The sequence below is a fragment of the Amycolatopsis heterodermiae genome (assembly GCF_034929455.1).
Classification (GTDB): Bacteria; Actinomycetota; Actinomycetes; order Mycobacteriales; family Pseudonocardiaceae; genus Amycolatopsis; species Amycolatopsis heterodermiae.
Genome location: NZ_JAYFSI010000011.1, coordinates 1 through 18,209, shown reverse-complemented (window position 1 = coordinate 18,209; position 18,209 = coordinate 1). Strand labels below are relative to the sequence as shown.

Annotated in this window: 18 protein-coding genes and 1 pseudogene; 10 read left to right on the top strand and 9 right to left on the bottom strand. The window is 73.6% G+C overall.

What is annotated here, in order from left to right; genetic code table 11:
* Positions 1 to 2: 2 nt before the first annotated feature.
* From VA596_RS35915 to VA596_RS35890, 6 genes are all read left to right on the top strand, one after another.
* Complete coding sequence (locus VA596_RS35915) at positions 3 to 578, top strand: hypothetical protein (protein ID WP_323333134.1); 576 nt, start codon at positions 3 to 5, stop codon at positions 576 to 578.
* Positions 575 to 1,654, top strand: coding sequence for a Gfo/Idh/MocA family protein (locus VA596_RS35910; protein ID WP_323333132.1), 1,080 nt, complete (start codon positions 575 to 577; stop codon positions 1,652 to 1,654). The genes VA596_RS35915 and VA596_RS35910 overlap by 4 nt, the downstream gene beginning before the upstream one ends.
* The gene (locus VA596_RS35905) at positions 1,651 to 2,901 is read left to right on the top strand and encodes a Gfo/Idh/MocA family protein (protein ID WP_323333130.1); all 1,251 of its coding nucleotides are present in this window, start codon (positions 1,651 to 1,653) and stop codon (positions 2,899 to 2,901) included. The genes VA596_RS35910 and VA596_RS35905 overlap by 4 nt, the downstream gene beginning before the upstream one ends.
* Positions 2,902 to 2,946: 45 nt before the next feature.
* Positions 2,947 to 4,182, top strand: a complete 1,236-nt coding sequence (locus tag VA596_RS35900; protein ID WP_323333128.1) for a pectate lyase family protein — start codon at positions 2,947 to 2,949, stop codon at positions 4,180 to 4,182.
* Positions 4,183 to 4,221: 39 nt separating this feature from the next.
* Positions 4,222 to 4,596, top strand: a complete 375-nt coding sequence (locus tag VA596_RS35895) for an STAS domain-containing protein (protein ID WP_323333127.1) — start codon at positions 4,222 to 4,224, stop codon at positions 4,594 to 4,596.
* A gap of 69 nt (positions 4,597 to 4,665) precedes the next feature.
* Positions 4,666 to 5,022, top strand: a complete 357-nt coding sequence (locus VA596_RS35890; protein ID WP_323333126.1) for a DoxX family protein — start codon at positions 4,666 to 4,668, stop codon at positions 5,020 to 5,022.
* Positions 5,023 to 5,079: 57 nt separating this feature from the next.
* Here the strand turns inward: VA596_RS35890 and VA596_RS35885 are convergent, their stop codons facing one another.
* From VA596_RS35885 to VA596_RS35870, 4 genes are all read right to left on the bottom strand, one after another.
* Entirely contained in the window at positions 5,080 to 7,209 is a 2,130-nt protein-coding gene (locus VA596_RS35885) for an AfsR/SARP family transcriptional regulator (RefSeq protein ID WP_323333124.1), read from the bottom strand.
* An 85-nt stretch (positions 7,210 to 7,294) separates the two neighbouring features.
* Positions 7,295 to 8,221 carry an SDR family NAD(P)-dependent oxidoreductase gene (locus tag VA596_RS35880; RefSeq protein WP_323333123.1) on the bottom strand — a complete coding sequence of 309 codons (927 nt, stop codon included), beginning with the start codon at positions 8,219 to 8,221 and terminating at the stop codon, positions 7,295 to 7,297.
* Between the two features lie 10 nt (positions 8,222 to 8,231).
* Positions 8,232 to 9,092, bottom strand: a complete 861-nt coding sequence (locus tag VA596_RS35875; protein ID WP_323333121.1) for a universal stress protein — start codon at positions 9,090 to 9,092, stop codon at positions 8,232 to 8,234.
* Between the two features lie 46 nt (positions 9,093 to 9,138).
* Positions 9,139 to 10,353 (bottom strand): MFS transporter, encoded by a 1,215-nt coding sequence (locus VA596_RS35870; protein WP_323333119.1) that lies wholly within the window; start codon positions 10,351 to 10,353, stop codon positions 9,139 to 9,141.
* 112 nt (positions 10,354 to 10,465) lie between these two features.
* Here VA596_RS35870 and VA596_RS35865 point away from each other — a divergent pair, with 112 nt between their 5' ends.
* Positions 10,466 to 11,353 (top strand): LysR family transcriptional regulator, encoded by an 888-nt coding sequence (locus tag VA596_RS35865; protein ID WP_323333117.1) that lies wholly within the window; start codon positions 10,466 to 10,468, stop codon positions 11,351 to 11,353.
* Positions 11,354 to 11,554: 201 nt separating this feature from the next.
* Here the strand turns inward: VA596_RS35865 and VA596_RS35860 are convergent, their stop codons facing one another.
* On the bottom strand, positions 11,555 to 12,160 hold the full coding sequence (locus VA596_RS35860) for a hypothetical protein (RefSeq protein WP_323333115.1): 606 nt from the start codon (positions 12,158 to 12,160) through the stop codon (positions 11,555 to 11,557).
* A 90-nt stretch (positions 12,161 to 12,250) separates the two neighbouring features.
* Between VA596_RS35860 and VA596_RS35855 the strand changes: the two genes are divergently transcribed.
* A complete protein-coding gene (locus tag VA596_RS35855; protein ID WP_323333113.1) occupies positions 12,251 to 13,093 on the top strand; it encodes an NAD(P)-dependent oxidoreductase in 843 nt (280 codons plus the stop codon).
* An 87-nt stretch (positions 13,094 to 13,180) separates the two neighbouring features.
* On the opposite strand, the gene VA596_RS35850 is transcribed toward VA596_RS35855, so the two are convergent.
* On the bottom strand, positions 13,181 to 14,218 hold the full coding sequence (locus VA596_RS35850; RefSeq protein WP_323333112.1) for an NADPH:quinone reductase: 1,038 nt from the start codon (positions 14,216 to 14,218) through the stop codon (positions 13,181 to 13,183).
* 194 nt (positions 14,219 to 14,412) lie between these two features.
* On the opposite strand from VA596_RS35850, the gene VA596_RS35845 reads away from it, so the two are divergent.
* Positions 14,413 to 14,559, top strand: a complete 147-nt coding sequence (locus VA596_RS35845; protein ID WP_323333110.1) for a hypothetical protein — start codon at positions 14,413 to 14,415, stop codon at positions 14,557 to 14,559.
* 100 nt (positions 14,560 to 14,659) lie between these two features.
* Positions 14,660 to 14,791: a hypothetical protein gene (locus VA596_RS35840; RefSeq protein ID WP_323333108.1), complete on the top strand. Its 132-nt coding sequence runs from the start codon at positions 14,660 to 14,662 to the stop codon at positions 14,789 to 14,791.
* A 25-nt stretch (positions 14,792 to 14,816) separates the two neighbouring features.
* On the opposite strand, the gene glgC is transcribed toward VA596_RS35840, so the two are convergent.
* From glgC to VA596_RS35825, 3 genes and pseudogenes are all read right to left on the bottom strand, one after another.
* Positions 14,817 to 16,034: a glucose-1-phosphate adenylyltransferase gene (glgC, locus tag VA596_RS35835; protein WP_323333106.1), complete on the bottom strand. Its 1,218-nt coding sequence runs from the start codon at positions 16,032 to 16,034 to the stop codon at positions 14,817 to 14,819.
* Complete coding sequence (gene glgA, locus VA596_RS35830) at positions 16,031 to 17,185, bottom strand: glycogen synthase (protein WP_323333105.1); 1,155 nt, start codon at positions 17,183 to 17,185, stop codon at positions 16,031 to 16,033. The genes glgC and glgA overlap by 4 nt, the downstream gene beginning before the upstream one ends.
* A gap of 81 nt (positions 17,186 to 17,266) precedes the next feature.
* A pseudogene (locus VA596_RS35825) lies at positions 17,267 to 18,209 on the bottom strand (glycosyltransferase); the annotation flags it as partial.

Here is an 18,209-nt window from a genome sequence, read left to right as displayed (position 1 = left end):
CGATGCCGAAGGCGGCCGTGCGGCGGGTGGACTGGCGCTCGGGGCTGGGCGACTTCTCCGACTGCCTGCTGGCCGGGTTGCTGGTCGCGCTGGCGTCGGTGCCGGTGGTGACCGCACCCGCGGGGTTCGTGGCGGGCTGCCGGGCGCTGGACCGCGCCCGGCACGGGATCGTACGTCCACTGTGGACGACGTTCTGGGCGGACTTCCGGCAGGCGGCCCGAGGTGGGGTGCCCTTCGGCGCGGTGGTCGTGGTGGCGGCCGTGCTGGTCGCGGTGGACCTCGAGGTGACGCGCTCGATGCCGGGCGCGGGTGTGCTCGGGCCGGTGCTGCAGGTGCTTGCTGCGGTGGGTGCGGTGATCGCGGTGCGGACGTGCGAAGTGGTTGCGGCTACCGAACTGGCCTGGCGCCGGGCAGTGGTGGCGGCCGCCCGTGAGACCGTCGGCGCACCGGGAAAGGCCCTGCTCGTCGCGGTGGCGGTGGCCCTGTCGGCGGTGCTGGTGTGGATGTTGCCGGTGCTGGTTCTCGTGGTGGCCGGACCGCTGTGCCTGGCCGCGGTGGCGACCGGCGCGCGTCGATGAGCGACGCGCCCTCGCTGGTCGTCTTCGGCACGGCGGGTTACGCGGCCACCCACCTGCGCCGGGCCCGCGCGTTGCACGACCGCGGCGAGATCGTCCTCGCCGGCGCGTGCGACGTCCGGGAGCCCCCGGCGGAAGCCTTCGACCTGCTGCCGGACGACGCGATCGTCACCTACGGCCCGGGCGAGCTGCTGTCCCGCACCGGCGCCGTGCTCGCCGTGGTGGCGACCCCGCCCCGCACGCACCTGGTGCTCGCGCGGCTCGCCCTCGACGCCGGGTGCCACGTGCTCGTCGAGAAACCACCCGTCCTCGACCTGGCCGCCTTCGGCGAGCTCGAGCAGCGGGCCCGGACCGTCCAGACCGGGTTCCAGAGCTTCGGCTCGGCCGCCGTGCCGGTGATCCGCGCGGCGATCGGGCGCGGCGCGATCGGCGAGGTGACCGGGATCGGCGCGGCCGGGGCGTGGATCCGGCGGGACGAGTACTACCGGCGGGCCGCGTGGGCGGGCCGCCGCGACCTCGGCGACGGGTCGCTGACCAACCCGTTCGCCCACGCCGTGGCCTCCGCGTTGCTGCTGAACGGCACCGCCGGCGCCGTCCCGGAGAGCGTCACCGTCGAGCTGTACCGGGCGCGCGACATCAAGGGCGACGACACGGCGTGCGCCCGGCTCACCTTCGACGGCGCCCCGGACGTCGTCGTCGCGGCCACCCTCGCCGCCGAGGCCGATCACGATCCGTACGTGCTCGTCCACGGGACCGCGGGCCGGATCCGCTGGCACTACAAGACCGACGTCCTCGTCATCGGCGACGAGACGGTCGGCGTCGGCCCGCCCGAGGACCTGCTGGCCAACCTGGTCCGGCACGTGCGTGACGACGTCCCGCTGCTCGCGCCGCTGGCGTCGACCCGCGCGTTCACGGCGCTGGTCGAGGCCGTGCGCGGCGCCCCGGAACCCCGGCCGCTGCCCGCCGAGCGCCGGGAGGACCGGTTCGTCGTGCCGGGCATCGACGCCGCCGTCGACGAAGCGGCCGGGCGGCTCGCCCTGTTCTCCGAACTCGACCTGCCCTGGGGGTGCCCGTCATGAGGCGGTACGCGATCGTCGGGCTCGGCTCCCGGGCCGAGCTGTTCGCCCGGGCACTGGCGAAGTCCCCGCGGGCCGAGCTGGCCGCGTTCTGCGACCGCAACCGGACGCGGATGCGGGTCCACAACGGCTGGCTCGGCACGTCCTTGCCGTGCTACCGGCCGGACGACTTCGCCGTCATGCTCGCGAAGGAGCGGATTGACGTCGTCGTGGTGTGCACACCGGACCACACGCACGCCCAGTACGTCGCGGGCGCGCTCGACGCCGGCTGCGACGTCGTCACCGAGAAGCCCATGACGACCGACGTCGAAGGCGCCCGGTTGATCCTCGCGGCGCAGCGGCGGACCGGGCGCGCGGTGCGGGTCGCCTTCAACTACCGCTACAACCCGGTGCACCGGCGGGTGCGCGAGCTGCTCGCCGAGGGCGCCGTCGGCGAGATCGGCTCGGTGGAGTTCAGCTGGCTGCTCGACACCGCGCACGGCGCCGACTACTTCCGCCGCTGGCACCGCGACAAGGACCGTTCCGGCGGGCTGCTCGTGCACAAGTCCGGGCACCACTTCGACCTGGTCAACTGGTGGCTCGGCAGCGGACCGGAGACGGTGTTCGCGCTGGGCGGGCTGGTGTTCTACGGCGAGGAGAACGGCCGGCGCCACGGACAGGCCACCGGATACGCCCGCGGGACCGGCGACGACGCGGCCCGCGACGACCCGTTCGCCCTGGACCTCGAAAGCTCGCCCCGGCTGCGGGCGCTGTACCGCGACGCCGAGCAGGAGGACGGCTATCTGCGCGACCGCAACGTGTTCTCCCCGGGCGTCACCATCGAGGACGACCTGTCGGTGCTCGTCCGCCACCGCAACGGCGTGGTGCTGAACTACCACCTGCACGCTTATTCGCCCCGCGAGGGCTACCGCGTCGCGTTCTCCGGCAGCGAGGGCCGGCTGGAACTCGACGTCCGGGAGAACGTGCACGCGAGCGCCGCGGCCCGGCCCGCCCGGGCGCGGCTGACCGTGCAGCGGCACTGGGCGGCGCCCGAGGCCGTGCTCGACGTCCGGCTGGGGGAGGGCCACGGCGGCGGCGACGAACGGATGCTCGCCGAGCTGCTCGGCGACGCGGAGCCCGACCCGCTCGGCTGCGCGGCCGACCACGAGGACGGCCTGCGTGCCCTGCTCACCGGGCTGGCCGCGAACCGGTCCCTGCTCACCGGCGAGTCCGTCGGGATCCGCGGGCTGCTCGACGAGATCGGACCTTAGGGAGTGAAGATGCGCTTGACGGCGGGTATTGTCCTTTTAGGACTGTTGGCCACGGCTGCTCCGGCGGCCGCGCACGGCGTCGAGCCCGGCCGGGTCGTGCTGGGCGCGCGCGACGGCTGGGCCGCGGGGACGACCGGGGGAGCCGCGGCGGCACCCCGGGACGTCCGCACGGTGTCCAAGCGGTCCGAGCTGGCCGCCGCGCTCGCGGCGCGCCCCGGCGTGCCGAAGATCGTCTACGTCCGCGGGACGATCGAGGGCAACGTCGACGCCCGCGACCGGCCGATGAGCTGCGACGACTTCGCCGACCCGGCGTACACCCTGCCCGCGTACCTGACGCAGTACGACCCGGCGACCTGGGGCAAGACCCCGGTTTCCGGGCCGCTGGAGGAAGCGCGAGCGCGGTCGCAGGCCAACCAGGCCGCGCAGGTGGTGCTCGACGTCGGCCCGAACACGACCGTCGTCGGCCTCCGCGGGGCGAAGCTGCACGGGCTGACCCTGCGCGTCACCGGCGACAACGTCATCCTCCGGAACCTGCGGTTCGAGGACGCGCACGACTGCTTCCCGCAGTGGGACCCGCTCGACGGCGCCGACGGCAACTGGAACTCCGAGTACGACAACCTCGACCTGGTCGGCGCGACCCACGTCTGGGTGGACCACAACGACTTCGGCGACGGCGACAACACCGGGTCCGTCGAGTACTTCGGGCGCAAGTACGAGGTCCACGACGGGCTGCTCGACATCGTCACCGGCTCGGACCTGGTGACGGTTTCGTGGAACCGCCTGCACGACCACGACAAGACCATGCTGATCGGCAGCACCGACCGCCCGGACGCCGACGCCGGCAAGCTGCGCGTCACCGTCCACCACAACGAGTTCACCGCGATCGGCCAGCGCGCACCGCGAGTGCGTTACGGCCAAGTCCATGTGTATAACAACCTATACCGCGTGCCGGAGGTCGCGTCGTACACGTACTCGCTGGGCGTGGGCGTCGAATCCCGCATCTACGCGGAGGAGAACTTCTTCCGGATCCCGGCGGCGCTGCCGCTGGGCGCGCTGGTGAAGTACTGGAAGGGCACGGTCCTGCACGCCACGGGCACGCTGGTCGCCACCGGCCACGGCCGCCCGCGCCCGGTCGACCTCCTGGCGGAGTACAACGCGGCGAACGACCCGGACCTGGGCCCGGACGTCGGCTGGACGCCGACCCTGGTGCCCCACCTGGACCCGGCACGCGAGGTCCCGGCCCGGGTGACGGCGGGCGCGGGCGTTTCGGGCCGCGGTTGACCGGGTAGGCGGTGATCATCCGCCGGAAGGAGCCCCACCTTGACCGAGACCCCGGGCCTGATGCTGACCGCGTCGACGTCCGAGCCCGCACCGGGAACCCTGCGCGTCACGGTGACAGGCGAGGTCGACATGTCCACCCGCCGAGCGCTGGAGGCGGAACTGGACCGTGCGGTGCGTGACGCGCCGGAGCGGCTGGTCGCCGACCTGACGGGGGTCGGCTTTTGCGGGGTGACCGGAATGGCGACGCTGACCCGGTTGCGGTCCCGCTGCGCGGAGGCGGGGACGGAGCTGGTGGTCCGCCCGTCCAGCGTGGTGCGGCGGGCGTTGGACCTCGCGGCGTTGAGCCCGCTGTTCCGGTTGGCCGGGCCTTGGGCGGGGCCTGGTACGGAGGCAGGGCGTTCCGCTGCTCGCTGACCCCGGTCACCTTCGGTGCGTCCGGTCCGTCGAGGAGGCGTAACCGCTTCCGACGCAAGGACTTTGCCGATGACCATCGCCTACTTCGTCGTCACCCTGGTGACCATCGCGGCGAACGCCGGGATCGCGGTCGCGGACCTCGCCCGTGCGCGTTTCGTGCTGGCCAACTCCGCCGCGGTCGACGTGCCGCCCGGTTGGGTGCCTGCGTTGGGCCTGCTGAAGCTCGCGGGCGCGGCCGGGCTCGCCGCGGGCCTGGCCGGGTGGACGGCGCTGGGCACCGCCGCGGCGATCGGCTTGGTCTTGTTCTTCGTCGGCGCGGTCGGGGCACACGTGCGGGCCCGGGCGTTGCGCACGATCGGCGCCCCGGTCGCGTACCTGGCGCTGGCGGGCGCATCGCTGGTGATGGTCACCGTCGCGGCGAGGTGAGTTCGCCGTTCAGGGCGTGGACATCCCCCTCCGCGGCGCACGGGCGCGGCGTACTCGTCATCGGCATGGCGAAGTGAGCTCCCCATCAAGAGCATGAGCTTCCTCTTCCGCCGCAGCCAATTCACGGTCGGCGGCCGCACTGTCGCCCGGGCGGCCTCGGCGGGTCAGGGCTTCGGCGTGCCTCCGGCGGGAGAACACCACCGCCGGCCAATGGGACAGGGCCAGGTTGTGCTGGACGGCCGTCCGCAGGTGTGTCACGGCCCGGTCGGCGTCGCCGGTGGCCAGGGCCGCCGTGCCCAGTGGGTAGTGGGCCGAGCCGAAGCAGGCGACTCCGAGGCTGGCCATCACCGGCAGGTGGCCGAACGGCTTGAGCAGGTCGTAGACCCGCGCCGCCGTCTCGGGGTCGTCCACCAGGTACGCCGTTTCCGCCGCGCCGCACAGGGAAAGCAGCCAGGTGCTGGAACGGGGCAGCGCCCCGACGTCGTCGCCGCAGAGACGCGCCAGGGCGCCCACGGCCGTGCGGCGGTCGCCCGCCGAGGCGGCGGCCGCGGCCAGCGCCGCGTAGTAGGAGTTGTCGATGGTGCTGAGCGTGGGGGAGTGCATCAGCTGGTCCAGCACCGGGACAAGCTCCCCGAGCCGGTTCTGGAACCACCGGATGGCCACCAGCTGCGCGCCGTACCAGCCGAGCGCGTCGGGATCGCCCGCCACCTCGCCGAGCAGGGCGCACGCCTGCGCGCCGGCTTCGGCCTCGGCGAACCGGCCCGCCCGGATCGCCAGCATCACCTCGAGGGACGCGGCCACGAACCCGGCCGCCAGGTGCTTCCGCGTGGCCAGCAGGTCCTTGAGCTCGCTGAGCCGCCGTTCGGCGTGCGGATCGGCGGCCAGGAACCGGTCGACGGTGTCCCACACGACCCCCATGACGAGGTCGGTCCGCCGCGCGCTCACCCCGATCAGCTCGGAGGCCAGCGAGCGGCGCAGGGCGGCGTGGTCCGGGCCGAGCACGCAGTGGTGGGCCAGGCTCAGCGCCTCGGCGTGCGCGACGGGATCACCGGCCGCCCGGGTTTCCGCGGTCAGCGCGAGGATCCGGCCGTACGCCCCGTCCTGGTAGTCCAGCTCGCCGGTCAGCCGGGTCCGGAGCCGGAGGCCGAGCGGGGACGCCGGGTCGACGCGGCCCAGCACCTGCCGCAGCCGGGTCAGCAGCACCGTCGACGCGGCCGACGTCCGGTGCTCGTGCACCCACACCCCGCCCAGCCCGAGCACGGCGTGCGCGAGGGTGTCGACGTCCCCGGTGTGCTCGGCGCGGCGGTAGGCCTCTTCGAAGTGCTCCCGGCTCGTGCGGAGGTCGCCTTCTTCGAGCAGCGCGTGCTCTCCGGCGGTCAGCGGGTCCACGGCCGGGATCTCGATCGCCTCCCGCGGGCGCTCGGCGAGCAGGCCGGGGTCGTGGGCGAGGACCCGCCGGTGCACCTCGGTGAGCACCGGTGAGGGTTCCAGGCCGGACGCGCTGACCAGCCCGCGGCGGGCCCGGCGGAACGTCTCGAGCGCGTCGCCCTGGCGCCCGGCCCGGTAGAGGGCGGTCATCAGCTGCGCCCAAAGCCGTTCGTGGCCGGGGAACGCGGCGGTCAGCACCTCCAGCTCCGCGATCAGCCCGGTGTCCTCGCCCGCCGCGAGGTCGGCGTCGATCCGGTCCTGCACGGTGTTGTGGCGCACCCGTTCCAGCCGCATCCCTTCCGCGGCCAGCACTTCGACCTCGTCGAACTCGCCGTAGGCGGTCCCGCGCCACAGGTCCAGCGCGGCGGTCAGGTGCGTGCGCGCGGTGGTCGCGTCGCCGGCGGCGAGCGCGCGCCGCCCCTCCGCGGCGAGCTGCTCGAACCGCACCGCGTCGATGGCCTGCGGCGGCACGTGCAGCACGTACCCCGGCGGCCGGGTCAGGATCAGCGGCGGGTCGAAAGGCTTGCGCAGCCGCGAAAGGTACGTCCGCACGGTCCGGTCGACCTGGTCGGGCGGCCGGTCACCCCACAGCGCCCGCCCGAGCGCGCCGACACTGACGACCCGGCCGGCCTCGGCCGCCAGCACGGCCAGCAGCGTGCGCAGCCGTGGCCCGCCCACGTCCACCGGCTCCCCGCCGACCCCGACCTCGAACGGCCCCAGCACCCCGAGATCCACGCCCCGCGCGGTGTTCCCGCTCATCCCCGCCCCTTCACCGCGGACGAGTCCGCGTTCGGTCTACAGGAGCGGAACGCAGCGCGTGGGATACGTCGTACCGGGCGAGCGTTTACGGCGTTTCGCCGACGGCTTCCAGGCAGTACGCCAGCAGTTCCCGGACCTGCGCCTCACTGGGGCGGGTGCGGGGGAGCAGGTGCTCCGGACGCGGGCGCCGGTCGTGCCAGAAGCGGCCCGCCGGGGGCGGCGGCTCGGTCGCGGCGAGCCAGACGGCGGTGTCGGCGCCCTGCGCGGCCGTGCGGAGGAACGGCCGGGTCAGGCGCCGGAACGCCGGGAGCGAGCTGGATAAGCCCGGGGTGTCGGCCCAGCCCGGGTGACAGCTGTGCACGGCCAGGCCCCAGCGCTGGGCCAAGAGCGGGGTCAGCTCGACCTGCATCCGTTTCGTGCGCGCGTAAGCGACGGCGCCGCGGTAGGTGCCTGACCGGTATTCCGGGTCGTCCGCGGCCAGGGCCTGGGTGTACATCCCGCCCGACGACATGAAGATCACCCGGCCGTCGCCGAGCGCGGGCCGGAGCAGTTCGGTCAGCAGCAGCGGGCCGAGGACGTGGGTGGCGAGCGTGACTTCGTGCCCGTCCTCGGTTTCCGTGCGCTCAGGCGGGAGTGTGCCGGCGTTGTGGATCAGGACGTCCACGCGGGCGAACTCCGGGGCGCAGGCGCGCACGGAGGCCAGGCTCGACAGGTCGCACTGCGCGAGCCGGACGTCGGCGCCGGGCACCCGGGCGAGGACGTCGTCGCGGGCGGGCTCGCCGCGGCCGAGGTCGCGGACCAGCATGACGACCGACGCGCCCAGCCGGGCCAGCTCCACCGCGCACGCCTGGCCCAGCCCGGAACCCGCGCCGGTCACCAGCGCGACCTTCCCCTTCAGGGAACCGGGTGCGGGGTCGCCGGAGCGCCAGTGCGGCCGGCGCAGCAAGTAGCCGAAGCGGGTGTACCCGGTCGCCGTCCGGTCGAGGACGACGTCGATGAGGGGAGCGATCACCCGGTCCAACCTACGGCCGGACGGGCGGCCCCGCCGTGCGGACCAGCAGGACCGGGCAGCCCGCGTTGTGCAGCAGGGCCTGGGCGGTCGAGCCCAGCAGCAGCCCCGGGAAGCCGCCGCGGCCGCGGTCGCCCAGCACCACCAGCTGGGCCGCCGCGCTGCGCTCGACCAGCTCACGCCGCGGGTGCGCCGGCACCACCACCCGCGCCACCTCGACGTCGCCGGTGTCCGGGACCCGCGCGTCCAGCAACCGCCGGCCGGCTTCGGCGACGGCTTGGCGGTCCAGCTCCGCGGGTGGCTCGTCGGCCCACGCGTGCAGCACCACCAGTGGCACCTCGCGGGCCCGAGCTTCGGCCAGCGCCGTCGCGAGCACCCGCCTCCCGGTGTCGCTGCCGTCGATGCCCGTGACGACCGGGCCGTCCGCGTCCGGCTCGTCCCAGCGGTCGCCGCGGACGACGACCGTGTCGCAGCGCCCGTGGGTGCCGATCGCCGCGGCGACCGAGCCGGCGAGCGGCCCGGCGCACCGGCCCCGCCCGGACGCGCCGACCACCAGCAACGCCGCGGTCCTCGACGCCTCGATCAGCGACTGCGCGGCGCGATCCGGGTCGAGCCGGGTGACCGCGTCCGGCATGCCCTGCGCCCCGGCCAGCTCCTGCGCGGTCCTCAGGGCCCGGTGGCCGCGGGCGCGCAGCGCGTCCAGCATGTCCTCGGGTGGGGGCACCTCGCCGCCCGCGAGCAGAGCCGGGAAATCCAGCGCGTGCCGGATCTCCAGCGGACGGCCGTGCAGCCGGGCCGCCCGCGCCGCCCACCGGACGGCGTCGAGCGACTCCGCCGAGCCGTCGGCTCCCGTGACGATCGGCGAGGGGGACATCGGCGGCTCCTGACGCGGCGGTCGTCCGCCGGCTCCCGGCCCGCGGTCAGCTGAGCGTGCGCCGCGCGGACCAGCCGATCAACCCCAGTTCCAGCACCGCGAACCCGGCGAGCACGACCGAGCCGGGCAGCCAGAGCAGCGCCAGGCCGGTCGTCAGCACCGGCAGGACCAGGCCCGCGTAGGCGGCGAGGAACAGCGCGGCCAGCACTTCGCCGCGGCGAAGGGGGTCGGCGAGCGCGGCGACGGTCCCGACACCCGCCCGGAAGCCCAGGCCGAACCCGGCGCCGCCGAGCACCGCAGCCACGAAGAAGAGCGGGAGGGAGGCGGCGAAAGCCGACACCGCCAGCAGCACCAGGCCGACGCCCATCAGCACGTACCCGGCCTGAAGCTGCGGGCGCGTGCCGGCGCGGGCGAACACGATCTGGACGACCGCGGCGCTGCCGAGCATCACGAACGGCGCGATGCCGGCCAGCAGCCGCGAAGTCTGGTGCAGCTCCTGCACCAGCAGCGAGGGGGCGAGCGCCATGAACAGGCCGCTGATCGCGAACGCGCCGAACACGCCGATCGCGGCGCCGGTGAACTCGGACCGGGCGGCCGGCGGCAGCGAGAGCCGCTGCGGGCGGTAGGCGGGGCGCTCCTCCAGCCGTTCGACGGTTTCCGGCACCAGGCTCACCGCGATCGCCTCGACGAGCAGCACGATCAGGAAGACCGTGAACGGCGTGTGCAGTGGCTGGCCGGCGAACCGCGCGAAGAACCCGCCGACCAGCGGGCCGAGGGCGAGGCCGCCGGCGTTGACCACGGTCGTGATCAGGCCGGACCGCCCGGCGTCGGCGTCCGGGTTCGCCTGCGCGCGCAGCTCGGACAGGTGCGCGGTGGCGGTCGCGGTGAGCGCGCCGATCCCGGCGCCGCTGATCAGCCGGGCGACGATCAGGCCCGGGACGTCCGGCCACAGCAGGAACAGGGCCGCGGCGACGGCCTCGGCCAGCAGCCCGGCGACGATGACGCGGCGGCGGCCCAGCCAGTCGCTGACGTGCCCGGCCAGGTAGAGGCTCAGCATCACGCCGACCGCGTAGGCGGCGAAGACGACGGTGACGACGAAGGTCGGAAAGCCGTCGCGCTGCTGGTAAAGCGCGTACAGCGGGGTGGGGACGGTCGAGAACGCGAGCGCGGTCGCGAAGGCGACGGCGATGATGCGGAACCCCAGGCCGTGGCTCACCCGCGGGCGCGCGGCGGGCCGGGCCGGGGTGACGGTGGCGGACATGCTGACCTCCTGGTCTACGGATCTTCCGCCTTCCACCATGAACCCGCTGACTCACCAAGTCCAACGAAGAGTTGTGGTGCCAGTTATCGGATCAAGCGATAAGTTGGCGCGTATGGAGACGCGCCAGCTCGAGTACTTCGTCGCCGTCGCCGAGGAGCTCAGTTTCACCCGGGCCGCCCAGCGGCTGTACGCGGTGCAGTCCACCGTGTCGGCCGCGGTCCGGGCGCTGGAGACGGAGCTCGGCGCCCGGCTGTTCGACCGGTCCACCCGCAGGGTCGCGCTGTCGGCGGCCGGCGTCGCGTTCCTGCCCGAGGCCAAGGCGGCGATCGAAGCCCTCGAACGCGCCCGCGCGACGGTCCAGGAGGCGTCGGCGGGCCTGCGCGGCAGCCTCCGGATCGGCACGCTGACCTCGATCGGCAGCGTCGACCTGCCGGGCCTGCTCGGCGCGTTCCACCGCCGCTACCCGCTGGTGGACATCCAGGTCACGGTGTCGATCACCGGCTCGACCGGCCTGGCCGAGGACGTCCGCCAGGGCCGCCTCGACGCCGCGCTGGTCGGCCTGCCCGGCGCGGACCTGCCCGGCCTGGACGTCCGGAGCCTCGAAACCCGGCCGTTCGTCGCGCTGCTGCCCGTCGGTCATCCGCTGGCGCGCGAGCGGGAGATCCGGCTCGAGAGCCTCGCGGGCGAGTCCTTCGTGGACATGCCCCGCGGCTTCGGCAACCGGGTCCTGGTGGACCGCGCCTACGACGCGCTGGGCTCGCCCCGGCGCGTCACCGTCGAGGTCGCCGACCTGCGGACCGTGCCCGGGTACGTCCGCGCCGGCCTGGGGATCGCGGTCATCCCGGAGCTGCCCGAAGCCGACGAGGCGGACGTCGTCTCGCTGCCGCTGGCCGGCGCGGGCCTGGACTGGCCGCTCAACCTCGTCTCCGCGAGCACCAAGCCGCCGAGCCGGGCCCTGCACACGCTCCTCGACCTCGTCGCTGCTCACGAGGGTATTTGAACGCGTTCAACTCCTCCGGTACGGTCGGTCGCGGGGGACGACCGTACGGGCTGCCCGCCGCCCGCTGGATGGCCGCGTTCGTCCTGCGCAGCGACACGGAGCCGCTCCTGAAGAGCCGCCGGGTGGTGCTGGACGCGGGCTTCGAGTTCGCGTTCCCGCAGTGGGCCGCGGCGGCCGAAGACCGGGCGCGCGGCCGACACGTCAAAGCTGTTCGCGGCCGGCCCGGAAGAACTCCGTGATCGGGCCGTCGAGGTCGCTCAGCGGCCGGGCCGCGCCGAAGGGGGCGTTCCAGAACTCGCCCTCCCGCGGCTCGAACGGCCCGACGTAGGCGTACGGCTCGCCGAGGTACCCGTCGCCGGGGGAGACGCCGTAGTTGACCTCGTCCACGGTGATCGCGACGTCGAAGTGCTCCGGCCACAGCACCGGCGTCGCGTCCGGCGCGAACTCCCGCAGCGCGCGGTCGCCGTCGGCGAAACCCCGCAGCAGGGCCGTCAGTGACGCCGCGTCGAAGGCGATCGTCTCGCCGGGGCGGACGCCGGGGCCGCCCGAGTAGACCCCTTCGGGTTCCCCCGCCGTCAGCCCGGCCGCCGCGGCGACGTCGAGGTAGGTACGGCCGGCCAGTGGGACGCGCACCGAGTTCGTCACCAGCTCGGTGCCGTCGACCCGCAGGTCCGGCGCGACGACGGTGGCGAAGCCGCCCTCGGCCACGCGCAGCTCGATCCGGCCGCTCGCCCGGTGCTGCGGACCCGCCAGCAGCAGCTCGGCGACGCCGTGCAGGGAACGCCTGGTCGTGGCGAGATCGGTCACGCCGCCGAGTCTAGGGGAGCCGGAAGTGCTCGTCGGCCCCCTGCGCGAACTCTGCCTACGCTGGGTCTCGAAGCCGTGAAAGGAGCACACGTGAAGATTTCCGTCGGGGTGCTGCACCCGGGGGCGATGGGCGCGGCGGTCGGCGCGCTGCTGGTGCACCGGGGCGTTCCCGTCCGCTGGCTGCCCGCCGGACGCGGGCCCGCCACCCGCCGTCGCGCCGAGGACGCCGGGTTCACCCAGGCCGACGACCTCGCCGGCTGCGACGTCGTGCTCAGCATCTGCCCGCCCGCGTCCGCCGTGGATGTCGCCCGGGAGGTCGCCGCGAGTGGGTTCGCGGGTGTCTACCTGGACGCGAACGCCATCAGCCCCGGGCACGCCCAGGAGATCGAGGACCTGTTCCGCGGCCAGGCGTCCGTCGTGGACGGCGGGATCGTCGGGCCGCCGCCGCGCCACGACGGCTCCACGCGGCTCTACCTGTCCGGACCGGACGCCGGGCGCGTGGAAAGCCTTTTCGAGGGGACCCTCCTGCGGCCCATCGTGCTCGACGGCCCGGTCGGGCGGGCTTCGGCGCTCAAGCTCGCGTTCGCGTCGTACAACAAGCTGACCTACGCGCTCGCCGCGCAGGCCCACGCCCTCGCGGCCCACCACGGCGTGGACGAGGTGTTCCGCGACCTGGCCGGCGCGGTCCGGCGCGACACCCCGCTCGGCGCCCCGGGCGCCCTCGAGTCCGCGGCGCAGCGGGGTTGGCGCTGGGAGGGCGAGATGGCGGAGATCGCGGCCGCGTGCACGGACGCCGGCCTGTCCCCAGCGCTGCTGACGGCGGCCCAGGAACTGTTCGGCCGCTGGCGCGACCACCGCGACGACGAAGAGGTGACGGCCGGCGAGTTGCTTGCGGCGCTGGCTGTTACCCCGGAGGTCGCGGAGCCAGGCTGATGTCGATGGGCTCATTCGGCCGCTGGCGCGAGTATCGGGGTGACGAGGAGGTGACGGCCGGCGAGCTGCCGGCCGTCACCCCGGACCTCACGACTCCGGGCTGATGTCGATCAGCACCTTCCCAGTCGCGCCTTCCTCAGACGCGATGTGCGCCTTCGCCGTGTCGGCCAGCGAAAACCGGTGCACCGGCACCCCGCGCTCGTCCCCGAGCCGCAGGGCGCCGTCCGCGAAGGCTGCGTTGATGTCCTCGGCCCCGGCGCGCAGTTTGTCCGCGCCGACCGTGTAGAGCACCAGGAACTGGTAGCGCGTGTTCAGCCAGAGGTTCGCGCCGAACTCCAGGCTGATCGTGCCCGTGCCGCGGTCGTCGCCGTAGGCCGCTACCGTGCCGCGGGTGCGCAGGACCGCCGCGTGCAGCGGGGCGTTGACGCCGGTGGCGACCTCGACCACCAGGTCGACGCCGTCGGGCGCGATTTCGCGGACCCGCTCCGCCAGTTCCGGGTCGGGGTAGCGCAGCACGTGCTGGGCGCCGGCCGCGGTTGCCAGTGCAGCCTTCGCGTCGCTGCTGACCGTGGCGATCACCGTCGCGCCGGCCCAGCGGCCCAGCTGGATCGTGGCGTTGCCGACCGCGCCCGCGCCGCCGCTGACCAGCACCGTCTTGCCCGCCAGGGCGCCGGGGGACAGGCGTGCCGGGCCGTCTTCGGCGACGGTCAGCGCGCGGTGCGCGGTCAGCGCCGGGATGCCGAAGCCGGCTCCTTCGTCGAAGCCGACGCCGCCGGGCAGCCCGGCGAGCTTTTCGGCGGGCAGCACCGTGTACTCCTGGGCGGTGCCGGACTCCGGCGCGTGCGTGCCCGCCAGCAGCGTCCACACGCGATCGCCGGGGGCGAAGCCGGTCACGTCCGGGCCGACCGCGTCGACGATCCCGGCGCCGTCCTGGTTGGGGACGGTGTCGGGCACTTCGGTCCCGGCCTCGACGCCGCGGCCCTGCCGCGCCTTCCAGTCGGTGGGGTTGACGGCGGACACCACGAGCCGGACGCGGACCTCGCCGGGCCCGGGCTCCGCGACGTCCCGCTCGGACAGCGTCAGCACCTCGGGTCCGCCTGCGCGGCGGTAGACGACAGCTTTCATGCCCGGTGCAATCCCGCCGGACCCCCGGGATATTCCCCGGGCCGCCCGGAATTGCGTGACGTGCGGAAATGCGCGCAAGCGGAAAATGCCGCGGAAAGGCACCGCGGTACGGGTGATCCCCCGGCCGGGCGATTTTCGGTGTTGCCCGAGCGAAACCGGCCGGGGTCACAGAAACTGAGCGTGTGGGAGAGGAATTGCGCACATCGCGCGAAGAGCGTTCGAAGTCCGACGACGGTGAGCCGACGCCCATCTTCGACGCCGTGGCGAACGCGGCCCGCAAGGGGGCGGGGGAGAACACGAAGCCCGGGAAACCCGCGGGCGAGGGCAAAGCGGCGCGCTGACCACACCGGCACACTCGGGATCTGAGGCAGATTGTTCGACGTCCGCGCGGAACATGTAGCATCTTGGCTGCACGTGCATCTGCGGGTGAGGAGTAGGACGTTGGCAGGCGTGGTCAACAGCATGATCGCCGCCGAGTACGCGGCGGGAGCCTCGATCTCGGAGCTGGCCGAGCGTTGGGGCATCGACCCGCGCCAGGTCGTCGAGCGGATCTCCGCCGCCGCCGGGTCCTGACCGGCCAGGCGGCCTGCCCAGCGCCTCAGATGGCGCGCTCCCCCTTGCCCAGCACCACGATCCCGCCCTCGCTCACGTGGTAGTGCCCGCGGTCGCGGGCCAGGTCCACCCCGATGTGCGCGCCCGGCGGGACCACCACGTTCTTGTCCAGGATCGCCCGCCGCACCACCGCGCCGCGGCCCACCCGGGCCCCGTCGAGCAGCACCGAGCCCTGCACCACCGCGCCGTGCTCGACCAGGACGTCGGGGGAGAGCACCGAGTCGACGACCTGCGCGCCGGAGATGATGCAGCCGTTGCTGATGATCGACTGGTTGGCCGAGCCGCCTTCGACGAACTTCGCCGCCGCCCGCTGGCCGGGGTGGGCCAGGATCGGCCACTTGCGGTTGTAGAGGTTGAAGATCGGGTGCGTCGAGATCAGGTCGGTGTGCGCGTCGTAGTAGCTGTCGATCGTCCCGACGTCGCGCCAGTAGCCGTGGTCGCGCTCGGTCTCCCCCGGGACGACGTTGCCGCTGAAGTCGTAGACCGCCGCCTCGCCGGACTTCACCAGCGCCGGGATGATGTCGCGGCCCATGTCGTGGTGCGACGCCGCGTTCTCCGCGTCGGCGTGCAGCGCCTCCAGCATCACCTTCGTCGTGAAGATGTAGTTGCCCATCGACACGAACGACTCCTCGGGGGAGTCGGGCAGCCCCGGCGGGTCGGCGGGCTTCTCCATGAACGCGTCGATCATCAGGCCGTCGGTCGTCCGGATGACGCCGAACGAGCTCGCCTCGGCGCGCGGCACCCGGATCCCGGCGACCGTGACGCCGGCGCCCGAGGAGATGTGGGTCTCCAGCATCTGCCGGGGGTCCATCCGGTAGATGTTGTCCGCGCCGAACACCGCGATGTACTCGGGGTCCTCGTCGTAGACCAGGTTGAGACTCTGGTGGATCGCGTCGGCGCTGCCCTGGTACCAGCGCGGGCCCAGCCGCTGCTGCGCCGGCACCGGCGTGACGTACTCGCCGGTGAGGGCCGAGAGCCGCCACGTGGTCGAGATGTGCCGGTCGAGCGAGTGCGACTTGTACTGCGTCAGCACGCACAGCCGCCGGATCCCGCCGTGCACCAGGTTCGACAGCACGAAGTCGACCAGCCGGTGCACACCCCCGAACGGCACGGCGGGTTTGGCGCGGTCGGCGGTGAGCGGCATCAGGCGCTTGCCCTCGCCGCCCGCGAGCACGATGCCCAGAACGTCGGCTCCACTGTTCACGAGGACCTCCCGCACGCTTCGTAGAGGGCGACCGTCTGCTCGGCGATCGCCTTCCAGCCGAACTCGCCGACCGCGCGCTCGCGGCCGGCGGTACCCATCGCGGCGGCCCGGTCCGGGTCGCCCACCAGCTCGTTGAGGGCCGCGCCCAGCCGCGCCTCGTACCCGGCGGTGTCCGCCTCGTCGTAGTGCACCAGCAGGCCGGTCCGGCCGTCGTCGACGACCTCCGGGATCCCGCCGACGTCGCTGGCGACCACGGCCGTGCCGCACGCCGCCGCCTCCAGGTTCACGATGCCGAGCGGCTCGTAGACCGACGGGCAGGCGAACACCGCGGCGTGGGTTAGCAGCTGGACGACCTCGGGGCGCGGCAGCATCTCCGGGATCCAGCGGACGCCGGTGCGGGTCTTCTCGAGGTCGGCGACCAGCCCGCGGAACTCGGCGTCCAGCTCGGGGGTGTCCGCGCCGCCCGCGCACAGCACCAGCTGCGTGCCCGGGTCGAGGGCCGCACCGGCCCTGACCAGGTGCGGGACGCCCTTCTGCCGGGTGATCCGCCCGACGAACAGCACGTACGGCCGGTCCGGGTCGATGCCGTGCTTCGCCAGGACGTCGGTGCCCGGGTCGGGCCGGTAGAGCGTGGTGTCGATGCCGTTGTGGATCACGTGGACGCGCTCGGGCGGCACGGCCGGGTACGCGGTCAGCACGTCCTGGCGCATGCCGCCGCTGACCGCGACGATCGCGTCGGCCGACTCGTAGGCCTCGCGCTCGATCCACGACGACACCCGGTAGCCCCCGCCGAGCTGCTCGGCCTTCCACGGCCGCAGCGGCTCCAGCGAATGCGCGGTGACGACGTGGGGGATGCCGTAGGTCATCTTCGCCAGGTGGCCGGCCAGGTTCGCGTACCAGGTGTGGCTGTGCGCGAGGTCGTGGCCTTCGAGGGCGTTCGCCATCGAGACGGCGATGTCCATGGTCGTGAACGCGGGCTGGCGGTAGCCGTGCGGGTCGGTGTGCCCGGTCGCGTCCGGGCGGTCCGGGCCCCAGCAGTGCACGTCGAGATCGACCAGCGACCGCAACTCCCGGGCGAGGAACTCCACGTGAACCCCGGCTCCGCCGTAGACCTCCGGCGGGTACTCCCGGGTGAGCAGGCCGACCTTCATGACCGAACCCTATGGCCTCCCCGGCCTCCGGCGCAGTCTGGCGTCCAGGCGAATTCCTTGATCGCTCGGATGAGCGGAGCGTCAGCTCGCGTAGAGCCGCGCCCAGTTCTCCCGGGACGTCAGCTCCGGCATCGCGCGCTGGTACTGCTCCTGAACGGCCGCACCTTTCCTGCGTAGCCGCTGGATCACCCGGACGCCGCGCTTGGCCAGTTCGAACGTCTTCGCCCGGTCGTAGGAGCGGACGCGGACGCCGTCCTGGTTCGCGTCGGTGACGACGACGGTCGAGAACAGCGCGACGTGCCACCAGTGGGCCTCGTCGGCCGGGACGGCACCCAGGCCGAACCGGTGCCGGCCCCTGGTCTGGTCGAGCAGCCGCTTGAGCAGGACCACGAGGGTCCGGCTGGGCGGCGGCGCGCTGTTGATGATGCCGATGTCGTTGGAGGCGATGCCCGGGACGTCGGTGGCCTTGTGCCGCTTGGTCTCCGGGTACTGGTCCCGGATCCGGCGGATCTCCTTCATCGCCTCCACACCACCGTCACGCAGCACCTCAGGACCTTCGAGGAAGTCCTCCACGGCCTTGATCAACGTCGCCGACAGCCCGTACTGCATCCCCAGCAGGTACCGCACCAGCTGGGCCAGCAGCACGCGGGAGAGCAGGTTCAGGTTGAACGGCGAGTGCAGCGCCGCGGTGATGATGGAGTTGCGCAGGTTGAAGTAGCGGTGCCACTCGTCCCAGTCCTTCATGTGGAAGTCCGCGTGCCACACCCCCGCCCCCGGCAGGGTGACGGTCGGGAAGCCGTGGGCGCGGGCGCGGTAGGAGTACTCCGCGTCGTCCCACTGGAAGAAGAACGGCATCGGATACCCGGTGGCCTGCACGACCTCATACGGGATCAGGCAGGACCACCAGCCGTTGTACCCGGCGTCCAGACGACGTTCCTGCCGGTTCGGCTTCAACGTTTCCTCGTCGACGCCGAGCAGGTCCGCGGTGGTCAGCGAGTGCTCGACCGGCTGACCCGGCTCCAGG